At 71.1% G+C, this 17,971-nt stretch carries 15 protein-coding genes, 1 tRNA gene and 1 riboswitch; of the genes, 9 read left to right on the top strand and 7 right to left on the bottom strand.

The annotated features are described in order from the left end of the window. Positions 1 to 56: 56 nt before the first annotated feature. The 6 genes from ACZ5C2_RS07890 to ACZ5C2_RS07865 all read right to left on the bottom strand — a co-directional run bounded on the left by ACZ5C2_RS07890 (position 57) and on the right by ACZ5C2_RS07865 (position 6,157). Positions 57 to 1,664: a DEAD/DEAH box helicase gene (locus ACZ5C2_RS07890; protein ID WP_468787756.1), complete on the bottom strand. Its 1,608-nt coding sequence runs from the start codon at positions 1,662 to 1,664 to the stop codon at positions 57 to 59. A 326-nt stretch (positions 1,665 to 1,990) separates the two neighbouring features. Then, positions 1,991 to 4,846 (bottom strand): DUF927 domain-containing protein, encoded by a 2,856-nt coding sequence (locus ACZ5C2_RS07885; RefSeq protein ID WP_468787754.1) that lies wholly within the window; start codon positions 4,844 to 4,846, stop codon positions 1,991 to 1,993. Next, the gene (locus tag ACZ5C2_RS07880; RefSeq protein ID WP_468787752.1) at positions 4,843 to 5,073 is read right to left on the bottom strand and encodes a hypothetical protein; all 231 of its coding nucleotides are present in this window, start codon (positions 5,071 to 5,073) and stop codon (positions 4,843 to 4,845) included. Before ACZ5C2_RS07880 ends, ACZ5C2_RS07885 begins: the two co-directional genes overlap by 4 nt. Continuing rightward, a complete protein-coding gene (locus tag ACZ5C2_RS07875) occupies positions 5,070 to 5,546 on the bottom strand; it encodes a hypothetical protein (RefSeq protein WP_468787751.1) in 477 nt (158 codons plus the stop codon). Before ACZ5C2_RS07875 ends, ACZ5C2_RS07880 begins: the two co-directional genes overlap by 4 nt. Positions 5,547 to 5,561: 15 nt before the next feature. Continuing rightward, on the bottom strand, positions 5,562 to 5,873 hold the full coding sequence (locus tag ACZ5C2_RS07870; protein WP_468787749.1) for a helix-turn-helix domain-containing protein: 312 nt from the start codon (positions 5,871 to 5,873) through the stop codon (positions 5,562 to 5,564). Then, positions 5,870 to 6,157, bottom strand: a complete 288-nt coding sequence (locus tag ACZ5C2_RS07865; protein WP_468787747.1) for a helix-turn-helix domain-containing protein — start codon at positions 6,155 to 6,157, stop codon at positions 5,870 to 5,872. The genes ACZ5C2_RS07870 and ACZ5C2_RS07865 overlap by 4 nt, the downstream gene beginning before the upstream one ends. Before the next feature lie 277 nt (positions 6,158 to 6,434). On the opposite strand from ACZ5C2_RS07865, the gene ACZ5C2_RS07860 reads away from it, so the two are divergent. The 4 genes from ACZ5C2_RS07860 to ACZ5C2_RS07845 all read left to right on the top strand — a co-directional run bounded on the left by ACZ5C2_RS07860 (position 6,435) and on the right by ACZ5C2_RS07845 (position 12,248). Then, on the top strand, positions 6,435 to 6,860 hold the full coding sequence (locus ACZ5C2_RS07860; protein ID WP_468787745.1) for a helix-turn-helix domain-containing protein: 426 nt from the start codon (positions 6,435 to 6,437) through the stop codon (positions 6,858 to 6,860). A gap of 156 nt (positions 6,861 to 7,016) precedes the next feature. After that, the gene (locus tag ACZ5C2_RS07855; RefSeq protein WP_468787743.1) at positions 7,017 to 7,223 is read left to right on the top strand and encodes a hypothetical protein; all 207 of its coding nucleotides are present in this window, start codon (positions 7,017 to 7,019) and stop codon (positions 7,221 to 7,223) included. A gap of 30 nt (positions 7,224 to 7,253) precedes the next feature. Then, positions 7,254 to 8,900, top strand: a complete 1,647-nt coding sequence (locus ACZ5C2_RS07850; protein ID WP_468787741.1) for a site-specific integrase — start codon at positions 7,254 to 7,256, stop codon at positions 8,898 to 8,900. Positions 8,901 to 9,332: 432 nt separating this feature from the next. Beyond that, a complete protein-coding gene (locus tag ACZ5C2_RS07845) occupies positions 9,333 to 12,248 on the top strand; it encodes an AfsR/SARP family transcriptional regulator (RefSeq protein WP_468787739.1) in 2,916 nt (971 codons plus the stop codon). 413 nt (positions 12,249 to 12,661) lie between these two features. On the opposite strand, the gene ACZ5C2_RS07840 is transcribed toward ACZ5C2_RS07845, so the two are convergent. Next, a complete protein-coding gene (locus ACZ5C2_RS07840) occupies positions 12,662 to 12,949 on the bottom strand; it encodes a DUF3040 domain-containing protein (RefSeq protein WP_468787737.1) in 288 nt (95 codons plus the stop codon). 417 nt (positions 12,950 to 13,366) lie between these two features. Between ACZ5C2_RS07840 and ACZ5C2_RS07835 the strand changes: the two genes are divergently transcribed. From ACZ5C2_RS07835 to ACZ5C2_RS07815, 5 genes are all read left to right on the top strand, one after another. Next, positions 13,367 to 14,371 (top strand): HAMP domain-containing sensor histidine kinase, encoded by a 1,005-nt coding sequence (locus ACZ5C2_RS07835; protein ID WP_468787735.1) that lies wholly within the window; start codon positions 13,367 to 13,369, stop codon positions 14,369 to 14,371. A 28-nt stretch (positions 14,372 to 14,399) separates the two neighbouring features. Further along, entirely contained in the window at positions 14,400 to 15,059 is a 660-nt protein-coding gene (locus tag ACZ5C2_RS07830; RefSeq protein ID WP_468787733.1) for a response regulator, read from the top strand. A gap of 115 nt (positions 15,060 to 15,174) precedes the next feature. Continuing rightward, complete coding sequence (locus ACZ5C2_RS07825) at positions 15,175 to 16,308, top strand: dihydrofolate reductase family protein (RefSeq protein ID WP_468787731.1); 1,134 nt, start codon at positions 15,175 to 15,177, stop codon at positions 16,306 to 16,308. Positions 16,309 to 16,372: 64 nt separating this feature from the next. Next, positions 16,373 to 16,446, top strand: a tRNA-Met gene (locus tag ACZ5C2_RS07820). Positions 16,447 to 16,741: 295 nt separating this feature from the next. Further along, positions 16,742 to 16,898, top strand: a riboswitch (cyclic di-AMP (ydaO/yuaA leader). A 12-nt stretch (positions 16,899 to 16,910) separates the two neighbouring features. After that, the gene (locus ACZ5C2_RS07815) at positions 16,911 to 17,933 is read left to right on the top strand and encodes a M23 family metallopeptidase (protein WP_468787729.1); all 1,023 of its coding nucleotides are present in this window, start codon (positions 16,911 to 16,913) and stop codon (positions 17,931 to 17,933) included. Positions 17,934 to 17,971 lie beyond the last annotated feature (38 nt).

Genomic DNA, 17,971 nt, shown 5'->3' with positions numbered 1-17,971 from the left:
CTCCTCCGTGATGTGATGGGTGGAGGTCCGGGCCTGTTAAGGGCAGGCCCGGACTACTACGCGGCAGGAAGAATCAGCTGACCGAGGACGCGGCCAACGCGGTCCTGGTCGATGAGGTCGGCGACGTCGCCAGCGGAAGAGCCGCGCGGCACCTGAATGCCGAGGCGCCGGCACAAGCCCAACTGCTTCGGGCTCGGCGTCCCGGACCGCCAGCGGGCCTGACGGGCGACGAACGCATGCGGGGCGAGGACCTTGGCCTGCTTCTCCAGCCACGCCAGGGCTTCCGGCAGCGGCCGGGCCGCGTCCTCCTTCGGCGGGTGCACGCCGTGCGCCTCCGTCCAGCGGCGCATCCGGTACAGCCGGGTCCCAGGGTCCCGCTGCAGGAACAGGAACATCGCCCCCGTCAGGCGGATGAACCACGTGCCGTCAGCCGTGCGCAGCCAGCGGATCGCCGACTCCCCGAAGAGGTTGGCCTCCTCGACCTCGACCCGGGCGGCCAGCGCGCGGCGCTTCTCAGTGGCCACGTGCTCCTCGGCGACCTCCCGCAGGCTCTTGCCTTCCTCGGCCTCCCCGACCTCCCGCGCCGTCAGGTCGACCATGCTGGCCAACTTGTGGCGGGTGGAGGCGCCCATGACGTCCAGCAGCAGCGCGTCGCTCTTCCCGGGCGCCGGCCGGAGCGCGCGGCCGGCCATCTGCACGTACAGGCTGGCGCTCTTCGTCGGGCGGGCGATGACGGCGCAGCTGGTGTGCGGGGCGTCGAACCCCTCGGTGAGCACCATGCAGTTGGTGAGCACCTGCACGTCCCCAGCCGAGTAGCGGGCCAGCGTCGCCTTCCGGTCCTCGCGGCCCATGTCGCCCCACACCGGGGCCGCCGTGATGCCGACGGCCTCCAGCGCGGCGGCGGCGGCCTGGGCGGTCGCCACGGTCGGCGTGAAGACCACGCCCGCCCGGTCGGCCGCGTGGTCGAGATACGCCTTGGCGATGGCGTCCAGGGCGCCTGAGTCCTCCAGTGCCTTGCCCAGCTGGCCGTCGACCAGGTCGCCGCCCCGGGTGCGCACCTTGTTGAGGTCGAGCGTGTCGACCGTGATGCGCTTGCCGCGGACGTCGCACAGGTAGCCGTCGCTGATCATGTCGAGGATGTCGAGGCGGAACACGACGTCCTCCCAGACCTCGGCGAGGCCGCCGTCCTCGCGGTGCATCGTCGCGGTGAAGCCAGCCACGGGCGTGCCCTCCCAGGCTCCGAAGTGCGCGAGCACCTCCATGTAGGTGCGGGCGGCGGCGTGGTGGCACTCGTCGACGATCACCAGGCCGATGTCGCGGATAGCCTCCCGGCGGCGTGGCACGGCCAGGGTCTGGACGCTGGCCACGATCACGTCGGCGTCGGCGTGGTCATCGCGCTGCGCCTTGACGATGCCGACACGCAGCATCGGGTCGACCGCCAAGAGTTTGGAAGCGGCCTGCTCGATCAGCTCCTCCCGGTGGGCGATCACCAGGACGCGCTTGCCTCCGAGGCCGTCGAGCATCCGGTGGGCCAGGTGGGAGAAGACGACGGTCTTGCCAGCACCGGTCGGCAGGACGACCGCCAGGCGGGTCTTCCCTGTGGACCAGCCCTGGCGCAGCGCCTCGATGGCGTCGACCTGGTACGGGCGGGGTGTGAAGGACACGGGTCACCTCGATTCGGTGGAGAGGGGAGAGGGCTGGTACGCACTGCGTACCGGCTGCGTACCGGCTGCGTACCGGGCAAAAAGCGGGGTTGACCTGCTGTTATGTCTCTCTTTAGAGACAGTGGTACGCAGGTACGCAGAAACAGACAGGGGTCGATGTGTGCGCACGCCCGCACACAGGCACGCACACGCGCCCACGCCTGAGGGGTGCCATTTCCGGGCGAGTGCGTACCGCCCCCGGAAGGACGCTTTCGCCGCCGCTGACCTGCGGGAATGAGGGGCGGTGGGTGGTACGCACTCGGTGCGTACCACCCTTGCGGCGGCGGTCATGCCGCCTCGTCCTGGTCGCCGAAGGGCATGCCCTCCGGGGTGAAGGCGAGGCACTTGGCGCGGGCGCCGTCGAACCGGCGGGGCACCAGATGAGCGGGCCGCTGGCTCTTCAGGGTCTTCAGGTATTCGGCATCGACCCAGCTACCGACCACGGCGTCCAGCGAGTAGCCAGCGTCCGCGAGGATCTTGCGGACACGTTCGGGCAACAGAGCTACCTCGGAGACGCCCGCCTTGTCTGTCGACAGGACACCGAGCCATCCGGAGTACGGGGGCTTCTCGTTCATCGCCGCGCGGGTGGCGGTGAACAGCTCGTGCGCGTGGCCGGCCACGTACTCCCGCAAGACGTCCAGCGCCATGTCGGGCCGGTTATCGGTGGGGTTGTGGGCGGTGAACAGGCCCCGCCATACGTCGTGGCTCAGCGGCTCGTAGGGGAGTAGGCCGATGCCGCACGCGAGCGTCTCGGCGAGCGCCAGGACGGCGACCATGGGCGCGCGCCGGTTGGTCATGTCTCCGGAGCCGCGGAACTCGTCGACCAGGGCCCGGTGATGCTCCTTCAGCTTGTCCCGGCCCTTCGGGTGGGCGAGGCCGCTGAGGATCCACTGGATGAACTCGGGCCCGGCGTGCCCGTGGTTGGCGAGGACGCCTTCCCGGGCGGCGGCCGCGACCGCGCCGCCGCCGTCGCCGAACGGGGCGATCGTGGTGCCGAGGATGCGGGCCGCCGCGCCCTGGCTGGTGGTGAAGGAGAGCGCCGGCCGCTCGCCCGAGGACAGGAGGATGGTCTCCCAGGGCAGCATGTTGCCGAACGCCCCGCCCGACCTGGCCTTCCCGTGGTTCATCGGGAGCTGGTACAGCACCTCGTCGATGAGAGTGTCGTCCGTGACGGCCATCGTCTCGTCGAAGACGGTGACGATGCCTCGGACCAGGTTGAGCCGCTTCTCGATCGCGTACAGCGTGGTGCGCCAGTTGGACATCGCTGAGGCGTGCTCGGACGGGTCGGCCCACACGCTGAGAGCGACCTGCAGCGCGGTCGTCTTGCCCTTCGTGGAGCGGCTGGAGATGTCCAGGGTGAACGAGTTCAGTCCGAGCGGCTTGAGCAGCGGAGCGGCGAGCGCGGCCGCCAGAGCGACGCGCGGGACCGGATAGTCGGCCAGCTGGGCGACGGCGTCCTGCCAGTCGGGCAGCGTCCCTTTCCTGGCGTGGGCTCGGGCCGGGCCGCGCTGCTCCTCGAACGGGACGTCGACCTTGATGCCGTCCTCGGGTGAGGAGACGAACGTGCCGTCGTCCTGCCAGCCCAGCCAGCGCGCCAGCTGCTCGGACGGGATACGCCCGAAGTTGGCGGCCTCGAACTCGGCGAGCCACTTCTCGACCGCACGCGCGTCGCCTTCGACGGCGGGCAGGCCGGCGCTGCCCAGGGTTTCGATCAGCTTCCGCCCGCGCTTCGCGGTCTCGCGGCTGACGATGCGGGAGATCCGGCGGGGCCGCCCCAGGCTGCGGTCGATCCACGACAGTTCGACGTACTGGTCGCCTTCGGGGTCCTCGAAGGTGGCGGTGATGACCAGCGGCGCGAACGTCACACGGATCCAGTTGTCCCCGCTGGTGCTGAGAACTTCGACCCCGCGGCCCGTCACCCGGTAGTCGTACGGCGTGCGGACGGCGGCGGGCAGGTCGAACGTGGTGGCGTAGTCGAATCCCTCGCGCCCGCTCTCGTCTTCCTGCGGCTCCTGCTCCTCCTGGTCGTCCTCGTCGGGGGCCTCGTCGGTGTCCGGTTGCTCTGGGGCCGGTGCCGGAGCGGGGGCGCCGACCGCAGCGAGGTGGCGGCTGCCGTATCCCTGGCGGGCCAGCTCCCGGGCAGCGGCCTTGTGGTCGCCGCCGTGGCTCAGCAGGGCGTAGGCGCCGAACTTGCTGTACGGCACCTCGCTCTGGAACTCGCTGCCGGTGGCGAAGACGAACAGGCGGTCGTTGTCGTCGCGGCCGGTCGTGGCCTTCACGCCACCGACGCCGTCGGCCCATCCCCAGTACGTCTCGCTGCCGCGGGTGTGGAGCGGGCGGAAGACGCCGTTGAGGATGTCGGCCCAGTCGGCGCGTGCTTCGAAGTCGTCGCCGGGGCGCAGGCTGCCGTCGGGCCGCGGAGGCGCCGGGCGCGGCGCTGTCTTCGGTGCCTCAGGCTGGGGCAGCTGGTCGGCCATCCGGCAGATGTCGCGGATCGCGGTCATGGTGTCCGCGTCCAGGACGGGGATGCTGCCGGGCCCGCCCTCCAGCCGGACGTACGGGCGCCCGGTGGCGTGGACGGCGCCGTCAGACGGCTCGACCAGCCCGTACCCGCCTTCGCCCCGGGTCTCGATCAGCACCCGGACGATGCGCGCGTTGGGACGCTCACGCAGCCGCTGCCGGTCCGCCTCGGTGTACTCGTCTTCGCGGGCGAGCCTGCTGGCCAGCTTGGTGTTGCCGGGGACGTCGCCGCCCTCGACACGGACGCGGTAGTGCCGGCCGCCGGACGGGGACTCAGTCACCCAGCCGGTGAGTATCGCCTTCCACGCCTCGGCGATCCGGGGCCCGGACGCGTCCATGATCTCGGTGACCTCGGTGAGGAGGCCTTCACGGATGGCGAGGCCCTCGAACTCGATCAGCTCCAGGTTGCCGGAGACCTTCCCGTAGACCACGGCGATGCCCCGGGGCCGGTCTCCGCCGAACCAGCCGTCGTGCTGCTCGGACGTGGTGCGCTGGACCTTGTAGTCGAGCCAGGACACGGCGGGCTTCTTGGTGCCGTCGGCCTTGATGGGCAGGACGCACAGGCCAGCGTCGTGCAGCTCGCGGGCGGCGGCCCGGAGGTCGGTGGGCTGTGTGTCGGTCAACGCGGGCTCCCGTGGTACTGGCGTGCGTGACGGGCCGTGATGCCGTCGATGAAGGCACTGGTGGTGGCCGGTTCGAGCGGCTCTTCGCGGGGCTTCGGGCACCCCGGGCGATAGCACTCGTAGTGAGCGCGGCGGTTCTCGGCGTCGATGACCAGCAGGCCGTCGACCTGGCGGGGGATGGGCGCGCGGCCCGGGGTGTCCCGGGCCCGCGCGGCGGTGGTGGTCAACTGCCCGCCTTGTCGGCGATACGGGCGGCCCAGTCCTCGACGGCCTCGACGTACCCGGAGGCGACGGACGCCTGGAAGTCGACGGCCAGACGCTCCTCTTCCTCGCGTTCGGCGATCGCGGCGCGCAGCTGCTCAAGGGCGCTACGGGGGCTCAGCGATCGGGGAACGATGGCGAGCCCGCCGGTGGCGGTCCAGATGACGTGCAGCTGGGTGGGCTGGTCGACGGCGCGGGTGGTGTGCAGCGTCAGGCAGTACGTGCTGCCGAGGGTTTCGATCTCCTCGCGGGCCAGCGCGTTGATGACGCGGTCGAGGACGGCGGCCGGGTCGCCGTGCTGCACGATCAGCTCGCCGACGAGGGTGAGGAACTCGGCGACGGCCGGATCGGCGTTCTGCTTCGACGTCTCGATGTCGGTCAGGGCGCGCATCACGGCCGCGCTGGGCGACGGTGTGCCCACCGTGGGAAGCTGCTCCATGAGCTGCTCCGTTCTCTACTTGCTGGTGTGGGCGGGCTGCTCGGTAGGCGCCCCCGGCTGGACCCCGGGGGCGTCGTTGTTGGTGGCCGCTGCCGACTGGACCTCGGCGGCGACGTACTGGGAGAGGCCGAGAAACTCCATGAGGTCGGCCTTGCGGACCTTGAGCGCGCGGCCGATCCGGATCACTTCGACCGGGAAAGCGCCCTCCCGGATCAGCTGGTAGCCGAGCGTCTCGCCGATTCCGAGAGCGGCGAACGCCTGCAGAGCGGTGGGCATCGCGGGCAGCGCCGCGACCTGCGCGGGGGTCAGGGGGGCGGCGGTCGTCATGCGACCACCTGCTGTGCGGGGATGAGGCTCCGGCCGGCGCGCTCCATCGGTATGAACAGGACCAGGAGGTCCACCCCGAGCCGGGCGGCGATCTTCTTGGCCTTGTCCTCGGGGACGCTCTGCTGCATGCCGGACATGAGGCCGCCGATGGTGCCGGTGGCGACGCCGGCGGCTGCGGCCAGTTCGCGGACGGTGATGGACTCACCAGTGCCGGTGCGCTCCATGAGCATTCGGAGTCGGTCGCCGCTGACGACCGCGTACATGGTGGGCGGGGAATCGCTCACGTTCACCTCACGGGACGTTCCGTTCATCGCACTGAATGGCGATGCGCCGAGCATTCCACGGCCTGAACGGTTTGTCCAGTGACCTGAACATGAGGGGCGCGCGCCGGTAATCGGCCAATGACCCAGAGCGACCTGGCGTGATCGCGCCCGGTGCTGAACAATCCGTTCAGCACGCTTGATGAACAGATCGACTGACCTGCCCGTATGCCCCGGTGTGCGGGAACACCCCTGAACACCCGCCGATCCCTTTGACCACAGGAGTGGCAGGATGAGCCCCATGGCCCCCACCGACATGCCAGCGAGCGATATGACACAGGACCCTGAACGCCGCACGCAGTTCGCGGACTTGATCCGCAAGCGTCGCGCCGAGCTGAATAAGGGCCTGAACGCCTTCGCGGAGAAGGCTGTCGACCCGGTTTCGGGGGTGCGGGTGACGCGGGGGTGGATCTACCGGCTGGAGACTGGGGAGCCTGTCACGCCGCCCGTGTATGAGGAGCTGTGTGCGCTGGCGGCGGCCTGCGAGCTGCCGGTAGAGGCGCTCCAGGACGCTGCAGGCAGCCAGTTTCACGGGGTTGATCCACTGGTCGGCGGCTCGTCGGAGGCGAAGGCCTATGTGCACAAGCTGGATCAGTTGCCGCAGGAGCAGCGGGACCAGCTTCTCCGCCTGATCGACACGCTAACCCCGCCTGCTTCCCCCGAATGAGCGATCCATTCCCCTGCGCATCACTATGGGTGACAGGAGCAAACGGCCTGTAGACCTCTGATGCGCGTGGTGCGATCATGTGCCGACATCCTTGCCGAAAGGGTGCTGGTCTAACGCATGATTCGAACGCGTGAGCGGGAGATGGGGGCGGTTTGCATGGAGTCACCGCGCGGCCGGGTTTGGTACTTCTTCAGTGATGACGTGCCCGAGGGGAAACTGATGATCCCCATCGTGAACGATCACGGGCTGGCAATCGCTGTGAGACCGGACGCGGGTCTGGAACGGGAGATGCTCGACGAGCTCAACCGAGTGGCGGACCATGTAGTGGGGGTGGGAATCGCGCACCTGAATGTGGGCGTGTGACTCCTGGCCTCCTGAGAGAAAGGAGCGACCATGCCGTCAGCACGCCGGGCAGGCAGCATCTATCGACGCTGCGAGTGCCGCGGCGAGGACGGCAAGCTGTTGGGCACGGAGTGCCCGAAGCTGAAGAAGAAGAACCACGGGTCCGTAGCCCTCCGACAGGAGCTGCCACCGGGCGTCGATGGCAAGCGCCGGACCTTCAGGCGCACCGGGTATACCGAGGTGACCAAGGCCCAGGGCGACCTCTCCCGCCTGCAGGCCATCCTTGCTCTACCGGGCGACGACCCGGCAGAACAGCAGCGTGTGGGAGATCTACTTGCCGACATCTCCCGGCGCCGCGCTGACATCCCTCAGGCCGCAGAGGTGCAGCGGCGCCTGGGCGTGGGCGTTCCCCTCGACGGGCAGACCACCATGGCCGAGTGGCTCGACCGGTGGATGGCCAGCAAGAGGACCAGGAGTACAACGAACGCGGGCTACCGCTCGCACATCAAGGTCCACCTGAAGCCCCGTCTCGGGCACTACCGCCTGGACCGGCTGAACGTCGGCCACGTCCAGGAGATGTTCGATGCCATCGCCGACGAGTCCGACGTGATCCGCGCGCAGAACGCGGCCCGCCGCGAGCAGGAGGCGCGGGCGAAGTGGACGAAGCCAGGCAGGCCGCCGGCGACCGAGCGCGGGCGCCTGGCGACCGAGCGGGCGAAGCTCGCCGAGATGAAGCCTTACCGCAGGACGAACGGCCCAGCCACACGGCACGCGATCCGCCGTACCCTGCGGACAGCGTTGAACGCGGCCATCGCCCAGCAGCTCATCACCTTCAACGCGGCTGCTCACGTCGAACTCGGCACCAGCGCGCGGCCCAAGGGGCTGCTCTGGACGGATGAGCGGATCGCCCGTTGGCGTGTGACCGGTGAGAAGCCCAGCCCTGTGATGGTGTGGAGTCCTCAGCAGCTCGGCATGTTCCTGGACGCCGCCGAGGACAGCCGTCTGTACGCCTTCTACCATCTGGTCGCGCATCACGGGCTTCGCCGCGGTGAGGGCGTCGGAGCGGACTGGTCGAACGTGTATCTGGACAGCAGGCCCGCGCGGATCGACGTGCTCACCGAGATCGTGGTGGACGGCTGGACTCCTGTGGAGACTGTCCCCAAGACGGACTCGTCCATGGCCTCCGTGACGCTCGACCAGGGGACCGTGGCGGTGCTGCGTGAGCACCGTGCCCGCCAGGACGCCGAGCGGCTCGCCGCGGGGACGAAGTGGACCGAGACGGGGAAGGTGTTCACCACAGAGACCGGCGCCTGGCTGCACCCCGACGTCGTCAGCAAGGAGTTCAGGCGCCTGGTCGAGGTGGCCGGGCTGCCTCCGATCAACCTGCGCGACCTCCGGCACGGTGCCGCCGCGCTCGTGAAGGCCGGCGGCGGTGACATCGACGACGCTAGCAAGAAGCTCAGGCACTCCACGATCGTGCTCACCGCCGACACCTACATGGCGCTGTTCGCGGAGTATGAGGAGGAGCTGACGGAGAAGGCGGCGGCCGCCGTGCCGCGGGCTCGGCGCGGGCGTGGAACGGCCCCTGCTGCGGGCGCTGTACCGCAGCAGGGGCCGGGAGCACCGCAGCCAGCAGACGCGGATGCTGATGCCCTCACGGTACGGGACGGCGCTGACAACGGGGAGTCCTCGGAGTAGAATCGGGAGTCAGCGAAAGGGCCTCTGACCTGCGGGTCGGGGGCCCTTCCTGCTGGCCCCGTGCTGGCCCGAAGGCCACGTAAGAGCGCGATACGAGACGGTACGAGACGCGGTGAAGAGCGAGAGATGGACGTCCGCTAAACGGCTCTGATCTGCGCAGGACGGTACGGTGCGCGGATACGCGGCATGAGACGGTACGGCACGTCATGGGCACTCTCCAGACTTTTAATCCATTGGTTGTGGGTTCGAGTCCCACAGGGCCTACCTCATGATCAGCCCCTGACCTGCGGCGGAAGCCGGAGGTCAGGGGCTGTGCCGTTTCCGGGGCGCTCCTGGCGAGGGTGTGGTCCCTTTCGCCTCCCGAGCGCACACGTGTGGGTACGCTCCCATCGGATCGGCGGTGCGGGGAGCGTGGGTACTAAAGTCCGAGAAGTGAACGCGTCTGAGAATGCGCTGCGTTTCTCCGTACTGGGGCCGGTCCGGGCATGGCGTGGCGAACAGGAGCTGGATCTCGGCTCTCCGCAGCAACGGGCTGTCCTGGTGGCCCTGTTGCTGCGGAGCGGACGGCCCGTCACCCTGGGCGAGCTCATCGACGACGTCTGGGGTGATCAGCCGCCCCCGGCGGCCGTGTCCGTCCTGCGGACCTATGCGTCGCGGCTGCGCAAGGTGCTGGAAACCGGCGGGAACACGGCCGGTGCCCCTCGGGTGGTCGCCTCGGTCGGCGACGGATACCTGCTGCGGGTCCCACCGGATGCCCTGGATCTTGCGCTGTTCAGGCAACAAACCGTCCGCGCCCGGACGTTGCGCGCGGAGGGCGAGTTCGACGCCGCTGCCGGTCTGCTGCACGCCGTGCTGGACGGCTGGCACGGGGCGGCGCTGGTCGGCCTGCCCGGTCCGCTGGCCGAGGCGGAGCGCGCCCGGCTGGACGAGGAGCGGCTGGCCGTGCTGGAGAGCCGGATCGAGAACGACCTCGACCTCGGCCGGCATGGCGAGGTGGTCGCCGAACTGATGAACCTGACCCATAAGCATCCGCTGAAGGAGCAGCTGTGCCGACTGCTCATGCTGGCGTTGTACCGGTCGGGACGGCAGGCCGAGGCACTGGAGGTGTTCCACAGCACCCGCCGGACCCTCGTGGACCAGCTGGGCATCGAGCCCGGCGTTCCGCTGCAGGAACTGCGCGACCGTGTGCTCGCGGCCGACGCGTCCCTCATACCGCCCCGGCAGCAGGCGCCGCCGCCCCCACCGGCCCGGCCTCCCGCACCGGCCGAGCAGCGGACCACCCGCCCGGCACAACTCCCCGCCGACCTGCCGACCTTCGTCGGCCGCAGCGCCGAACTCGACCGGATACGGGCCCTCCTGCCGGACGACGGGCGGGCCCCCACGGCGGTGGTCATCGGGGCGATCGGCGGTATGGGCGGCATCGGCAAGACCACCCTGGCCGTGCACTGGGCCCACGAGATCGCCGACCGTTTTCCCGACGGCCAGCTCTGCATCAATCTCAGGGGCTTCGATCCGACCGGCACGACGGTGACCCCGGAGGAGGCGATCCGCGCCTTCCTCGACGCCCTCGGTGTTCCCCCCGAGGGGATTCCCGCCGGTCTCGACGCACAGGCGGCGCTGTACCGCAGCCTGCTCGCCCGGCGGCGGATGCTGATCCTGCTCGACAACGCCCGTGACGCCGGCCAGGTACGTCCGCTGCTGCCCGGGTCGCCCGGTTCCCTGGTCATCGTCACCAGCCGCAGCCGGCTCACCGGTCTGGTCGTCGGCGAGGGGGCGTTTCCGCTGACGCTGGACCAGCTGACCGCCGCGGAGGCCCACGATCTGCTGGCGCGCCGCCTCGGCGCCGGCCGGCTGGCCGCGGAACCGGAGGCGGCGGGCGAGATCATCACCCGGTGCGCCCGACTGCCGCTGGCGCTGGCCATCGTCGCCGCCCACGCGGCCGGCCACCCCGCGTTCCCGCTGGCCTCCATCGCCGAGGAGGTGCGCGAAAGCCACGGCAGCCTCGACGCCTTCACCGGGGGCGACGACATCGCCACCGACGTACGGGCCGTCTTCTCCTGGTCGTACCAGGCACTGTCCGTCCCGGCCGCGCGACTGTTCCGCCTCCTCGGCCTGCACGCGGGGCCGGACATGCCGGCGCCCGCCGTGGCCGCTCTCGCCGGTCTGGAAGCGCGGGAGACCCGCAACCTGCTCGCCGAACTCACCGGGGCCCACCTGGTCATCGAGCGTCTGCCCGGCCGCTACGCCCTGCACGACCTGCTGCGGGTCTACGCCGCGGAACGCGTCCACGCGGAGGATCCGCCGCCGGAGCGGGAGCGGGCCGTCGAGCGGCTGCTCGCCTGGTATCTGCACTCCGCGGCCGCCGCCTACCCGCTCATCACCCCGCACCGCGACCGGGTTTCCCTGCCCGCTCCGCCCGCCCTGTGCCGGCCTGCGGCTCCGGCGACGCGAGAGGAGGCCCTGGAGTGGTGCGAGACCGAGCGGGGCAACCTGGTCAGCGCGGTGCACCAGGCCGTCGCGTACGGACAGCCGGGCGTCGCCTGGCGGCTGCCCGCGGTCCTGTGGGGATTCTTCTACCTCCGCAGCCATCTGCACGACTGGCTCGACACCGCCGGCACCGGACTGTCGGCCGCCCGCGCCGCCCACGACCGTGCCGGCGAGGCCCAGGGCCTCTCGGACACGGCTGCCGCGCTGCGCAGCGCGGGCAGGATCGAGGAGTCCATCGACGTCCAGCACCGGGCGCTGGCCGTCTGCCGGGAGCTCGGGGACGTGAGGGGCAGGTCGAAGGCGGTGGGCAACCTGGGTGACGCCTACCTCCAGATCGGCCGGCCGGACAGGGCCGTGGAGTACATCCGCCGGGGGCTGGCCATCGACCGGGCTCTCGGCAGCGACTGGGGCGTGGGCATCGCCCTGACCAATCTGGGCGACGCCTATCAGCGGCTGGGCCGGTTCGAGGAGGCCGTCTCCTGCCTGGAGGAGGCGCTGACCGTCCTGCGCCGGAGCGACAACCGCTGGGTCGAGGGCCTCGCGTTCGACATCCTCGGCACGGTCCACCACCGGCTCCGGCACTACGACGACGCGGTCGCGCACTACCACCGCGCGCTGGAAACCCACCGGGCCGTCGCCAACCGGTGGGGGGAGGGCCACTCCCTGAGCAACCTCGGCGACGCCCTGCTGGACGCCGGCCGGCCGGAGGACGCCCGCGCGGACTGGCGGCGGGCCCTGGAGATCTTCGTGAAGATCGGCCATCCGGACGCCGAGAAGGTTCGCGAAAGGCTCGGCCGCCCGTCCGAGGAGGGCCCGCACCGCCCGCACGGCGCCGGGCCGCCGCCCGGGCGGACCGCCTGACACCCGTCTCCCGTCCCGACCACTGCGTCCGCCGTCGCCGTGCTCCGTCCTCGGGTACGGCCCGCCATCCCCCACAGGCTGGCGGGCCGCCGCCTGCACAACGGCCGGCGGCTGCCGGTGGTTCAGCGGCCCTCGCACGGAGTCCCGGCAGGTCCGGCCGGAGGAGCCGGCCCGCGCTCCGTCGTCGTACGGAGCGTGGGTGCGGTTCACGCACGGCTGAACCGGCGGACGTACGGGGGTGTGTTGTGTCCGGCCGTCGGCGGTCCGGGCGCGGCCCGCGAGAAGGACACGCACGACCGAACGCGGCCCGGCGCTGCGGCTCGCGCCCAGGGCCGCCCGGAGGGGGCCTGGCGTGGGGCGCGGTACGGGGAGTGCGGGGCGTGCGGGAGAGCGGCCCGGGAGGTCGCGGCCGGTCAGCGGGTCGTGCCGGGCACGTGGCCCGTCCGGCGGTGCTCGGGGTCGAGAAGCTGGACGGCGATCCCGGAGAGGACCAGGCCCGCCGCGATCAGCAGTCCGTCGGGGACGATCACACCCGCGATCAGCATCGTCACCCCGATGACCAGCGCCCACCAGGCGCCCGCGCGCCGGTACTCGCGGGGACGGGTCGGCTGTCCGGTGGACAGCGAGCGGACGAAACGGGGATCCTCGTGCTCGAGTCGGGCCGCGAGGTCGACCAAGTGATCGTCATTGGACTGGGGCACGGCTCCTCCTTCCCAGGGGATGGCCGCACGGCGACATGCCGGCGGCCGTCGCTCCGGTACTACCGGACGAGTGGAGAGGGTCCGCCAGTCTGCTGCGAACTCGGGCCGCTATAAAGGAGTTTGCCCGTGTGCCGACGTCTCATCCGTCCGGTACCGGAAACTCCAGCCTCTCTCACCGCCAGCGGCCCGGGCCATCCGTGGCACCCCCCATTCTCCGTGGGATCCGGTGCGTACGCGGACCGCCTCCCGACCGTGTGGCCGACGGGAAAATGGGGGCTGTCACCGATGGCGCGAGGGTTGCTCAGGGCGCAGGCTTGACCCTGACGGCCCGCGCCGCGCCCCCGGCCGCGGGCCCGTCACGGCTTCCGCCGCACCGGGAGCCCATGCGAGCCGTCCAGGACGAGGAGGCGGTACGGGGTGCCTCTGTTCTGGCGGATCTTCATGCTGAACGCCGTCGTGCTCATCGTCGCCACGGCCCTTCTGCTGGGACCGGTCACCGTATCCACCCCGGTACTGCTCACCGAGGCCGCGGTCCTTGCCGTGGGCCTGGCCGCCATGCTGGTCGCCAACGCGCTGCTGCTGCGCTTCGGGCTCGCGCCGCTGCAGCGCCTGACCCGCGCCATGACCACGACCGACCTGCTCCGCCCGGGGCACCGTCCCGCGGTCGGCGGACGCGGCGAGATCGCCGAGCTGATCACCACGTTCAACACCATGCTCGACCGGCTGGAGGACGAGCGTGCCACGAGCAGCGCCCGCGCCCTGTCCGCGCAGGAGGGGGAACGCCGTCGCGTCGCCCAGGAGCTGCACGACGAGGTCGGCCAGTCCCTGACCGCCGTACTGCTCCAGCTCAAGCGTGCCGCCGACCACGCGCCGCCCGAACTGCGTGAGGAACTGCGCCTGGCGCAGGAGACGACCCGCGCCGGCCTGGAGGAGATCCGGCGCATCGCCCGCCGTCTGCGCCCGGGGGTGCTGGACGAGCTGGGGCTGGCCAGCGCCCTCAAGGCCCTGGCCACCGAGTTCGGCGGACCCGGTCTGAGCGTCCAGCACAGACTCGCCCCGGACCTGCCGGAGCTCGACCGGGAGACGGAGCTGGTCATCTACCGGGTCGCCCAGGAGGGTCTCACCAACATCGCCCGCCATTCCCGCGCCCGCCGCGCCGAGGTCGCCCTGTACCGCGCGTCCGGCGGTGTCGAACTGCGGGTCCGTGACGACGGCCGGGGCGTCGGCCCGGCGGAGGAGGGCGCCGGCATCCGCGGGATGCGGGAACGGGCCCTGCTCGTCGGCGCCGAGGTGACCGTGGAGCCCCGCCCCGGGGGCGGCACCGAAGTGCGTCTGGCCGTTCCCGTCCCCGCCCGTTTCCCCGCGCACGCCCTCGTTCCCCTGCGAGGAGCGTCCGCGCCCGCGCACGCTCCGCCCCCGTGACCGATGTCCCTCGACCGGAAACGCTGACATGACCGAGCAGGCCCCCACCCGCATCCTCCTCGCCGACGACCACGCGCTGGTCCGCCGGGGGGTCCGTCTCATCCTGGACGGCGAACCGGATCTGACCGTCGTGGCCGAGGCCGCCGACGGCGCCGAAGCCCTCGGACTGGCCCGTGAACACCGCCCCGACCTGGCCATTCTCGATATCGCCATGCCCCGTCTGACCGGTCTCCAAGCGGCCCGTGAGCTCTCCCGCACCCTGCCGGAGACGCGGATCCTCATCCTGACGATGTACGACAACGAGCAGTTCTTCTTCGAGGCGCTCGCCGCCGGTGCCTCGGGCTACGTCCTGAAGTCCGTCGCCGACCAGGACCTCGTGGAGGCCTGCCACGCCACCATGCGCGGTGAGCCGTTCCTCTACCCCGGGGCCGTCAACGCCCTCATCCACAACTACCTCGACCTCGCGCGGGAGGGCCGGACCCTGCCGGCCAAGGCCATCACCGACCGCGAGGAGCAGATCCTCAAGCTCGTCGCCGAGGGCAACACCTCGCAGCAGATCGCGGACCTTCTGGTGATCAGCCCCAAGACGGTGGAGCGGCACCGCGCCAACCTGCTGGCCAAGCTCGGCCTGAAGGACCGCCTGGAACTCACCCGGTACGCCATCCGTGTGGGTCTGATCGAACCCTGACCGCCGAGGGATCGCGCAGGACCGCGGCGCCGCTCCGCGCGTCGGGTTGTCAGACTTGACCCGGGCCGTCGCCCCGCGGCCCGGCCCGCCGCCGCCCCACACCCGGAGTACGCCGATGCCCCGTCCGTACGTCCTGCTGTCCGCCGCCGTCTCCCTCGACGGCTATCTGGACGACACCGGCCCCGATCGGCTGCTGCTGTCCAATCCGGCCGACTTCGACCGGGTCGACGAGGTACGGGCATCCGTGGACGCCATCCTGGTCGGCGCCGGCACCCTCCGCGCCGACAACCCCCGGCTGCTGGTCAACTCGCCCGCGCGGCGTGCCGCCCGGCTCGACGCGGGCCGGCCCGAGTACCCGCTCAAGGTCACCGTCAGCGGCTCCGGCGACCTCGACCCGGCGGCGCGGTTCTGGCACACCGGCGGCGAGAAGGTCCTGTACACCACCGACAAGGGTGCCGAGCGGGCCCGCGCCCTCGGTCTCGCCACCGACGTCGTCCCGCTCGGCCCCGAACTCGACTGGAGGCGGCTGCTGGAGCATCTGCACGCCGGGCGCGGAGTGCGGCGGCTCATGGTCGAGGGCGGCGGACGGATCCACACCCAGCTGCTCACCCAGGGCCTCGCCGACGAACTGCAGTTGGTCCTCGCCCCGCTGTTCGTCGGCGACGCGGACGCCCCCCGCCTCTTCGGACCCGGCTCCTACCAGGGAGGCCGGATGCGGCTGGTGGAAACCCGCCCGATCGGCGACGTCGTCCTCATGCGCTACGAGCCCACCGCCCCCGGCACCGGTGTGCTGCCCGCCGCCGCCGACCACCACTGGCTGGCCCTCGCCTGCGAGCTGGCCGCCGCGTGCCCGCCGTCCGACACGGCGTTCAGCGTGGGAGCGGTGGTGGTGGCCGCCGACGGTACGGAGCTGGCGCGCGGCCACTCCCGGGAGGGCGCGGACCCGGTGGTGCACGCGGAGGAGGCCGCGCTCGCCAGGACCGACCCCGCTGATCCCCGCCTCGCCACCGCCACCGTGTACTCCAGCCTGGAGCCCTGCGCCCGGCGTGCGTCCCGGCCGGCGCCCTGTGCCCGGCTGATCCTGGACGCGGGGGTACGGCGGGTGGTCACGGCCTGGCGGGAGCCGGACACCTTCGTGGTGGGGGCCGACGGCAGTGGGCTGCTGGCGGACGGGGGCGCCGTCGTCCTCGTGCTGCCGGAGCACGAGGAGCGTGCCAAGGCGCCGAACGGGCACTTGATCAGTGGCTGAAACCGGGGCCGCCGGTTATGGGTGTGCGGCGCGTCCCGCGGATGGCGTACACTGGTTTCAACGACGCGGGGTGGAGCAGCTCGGTAGCTCGCTGGGCTCATAACCCAGAGGTCGCAGGTTCAAATCCTGTCCCCGCTACTGAAGGCCAAGGGCCGGAATCCGAAAGGGTTCCGGCCCTCGGTGTTTTCCGATGGCCGACGCCATCTTCACGCACGGTGAGCGAGTCGTCCCGCACCGCACAGCAGCTGACGTACCGTCAGGAAATGACGGGGGCCTGAAGGGCGGTCAACTCGCCCGTTTTTTGCCGCTCATGGCGGTTAAGTCCACGCGAGAATCGTTAATGATCAAGAGGAACGGCTTGGAATCCAGCCCTCGCGTCTATTAACGTTCGATAACGCAGCGCGGTCGTCCCAGCCGTCACAGAAGTCGGCTCCGTGCGCACGCGCCGAATCCCGCAAGGGAACCGGGGAACCACCAATTGGGGTGAATCGCGTGGATACCGCCGTGGAAACACGGTTCGTGCCCGCGCGTAGGAGACCTTCCTGCTCCGAACCCGTCAGCTAACCCGGTAGGCGAAGAAGGAAGGAAAGGAGTACGCCCACGTGGCGTCCAACCCGCCTGCCCCCGAAGCTCCGTTCAAGCCGAGCGACGACACCTTCGCCTACGGCGGTGTCCGCCTCGACGAGGGCCCCCTCGAGGAGTGGAACCCCACCGCGGAGTCCCTTCGCCCGGTACGTGGCCGGCACCGCGTCTCCAAGCAGCGCGGCGGAGGACTCGCCCGCAGCTCCACCGTCCTCGGCGTCGGCGTCATAGCCGCGGTCGGCGCCGGTGGCATGGCCACCGCCCAGACCGGCAAGCCGCCGGTCTCGATCTCCATGCCCGACCTCCCCAATGTGGGTTCCCTCATCTCCGACGAGGAAACACCCAAGGGTTCGGCCACCCCTCTCAGCACCCTCGGCATGACCGAGGCCGAGGCCGAGCAGGGCGCCCCCGGTGCCGGCGAGGCGCTGCGCAGCCGGATCATGGCCCAGGTCGAGCAGCAGCAGAGCCAGGCCGAGACCAAGGCCGCCGCGGAGGCCCTCGCCGCTGCCGAGAAGCAGGCCGCCGAGGCCGCCGCCAAGGCGGAGAAGGAGGCCAAGGCCAAGGCGGAGGCCGCCAAGAAGAAGGCGGAGGAGGAAGCCGCGAAGAAGGCCGAGGCCGAGCGCCTCGCCGAGCTGGCCAAGCAGTACACGCTGCCGACCTCCTCGTACACCATCTCCTCGACCTTCGGTCAGGCCGGCGCCTACTGGTCCTCCGGCCAGCACACCGGCCTCGACTTCGCCGCACCCAGCGGCACGCTGATCAAGGCGGTTCACACCGGCACGATCACCTCCGCCGGCTGGGACGGCTCCTACGGCTACAAGACCGTGCTGACCCTCGACGACGGCACCGAGATCTGGTACGCCCACCAGTCGTCCATCAGCGTCAGCGTCGGCCAGAAGGTCAACACCGGCGACGTGATCGGCCGCGTCGGATCCACCGGCAACTCCACCGGGGCCCACCTCCACCTGGAGGTCCACACCGGTGGCTCCTCCTCCGGCATCGACCCGATGGCGTGGCTGCAGGGCAAGGGCCTCAACCCCTGAGCCCTGAGTCCCACCGCCCCTGGAACCCCGGCAGTCCC

Source organism: Streptomyces sp. NPDC031365 (genome assembly GCF_055569765.1).
The sequence above is the reverse complement of the archived record's forward strand: the minus strand, read 5'-3'. Positions and strand labels throughout refer to the sequence as shown.

Bases quoted from the DNA above. Each gene is read 5' to 3' on its own strand.
- ACZ5C2_RS07875 (WP_468787751.1), bottom strand. From the start codon at position 5,546: ATGGAGCAGCTTCCCACGGTGGGCACACCGTCGCCCAGCGCGGCCGTG.
- ACZ5C2_RS07870 (WP_468787749.1), bottom strand. From the start codon at position 5,873: ATGACGACCGCCGCCCCCCTGACCCCCGCGCAGGTCGCGGCGCTGCCC.
- ACZ5C2_RS07860 (WP_468787745.1), top strand. From the start codon at position 6,435: ATGGCCCCCACCGACATGCCAGCGAGCGATATGACACAGGACCCTGAA.
- ACZ5C2_RS07855 (WP_468787743.1), top strand. From the start codon at position 7,017: ATGGAGTCACCGCGCGGCCGGGTTTGGTACTTCTTCAGTGATGACGTG.
- ACZ5C2_RS07850 (WP_468787741.1), top strand. From the start codon at position 7,254: ATGCCGTCAGCACGCCGGGCAGGCAGCATCTATCGACGCTGCGAGTGC.
- ACZ5C2_RS07830 (WP_468787733.1), top strand. From the start codon at position 14,400: ATGACCGAGCAGGCCCCCACCCGCATCCTCCTCGCCGACGACCACGCG.
- ACZ5C2_RS07825 (WP_468787731.1), top strand. From the start codon at position 15,175: ATGCCCCGTCCGTACGTCCTGCTGTCCGCCGCCGTCTCCCTCGACGGC.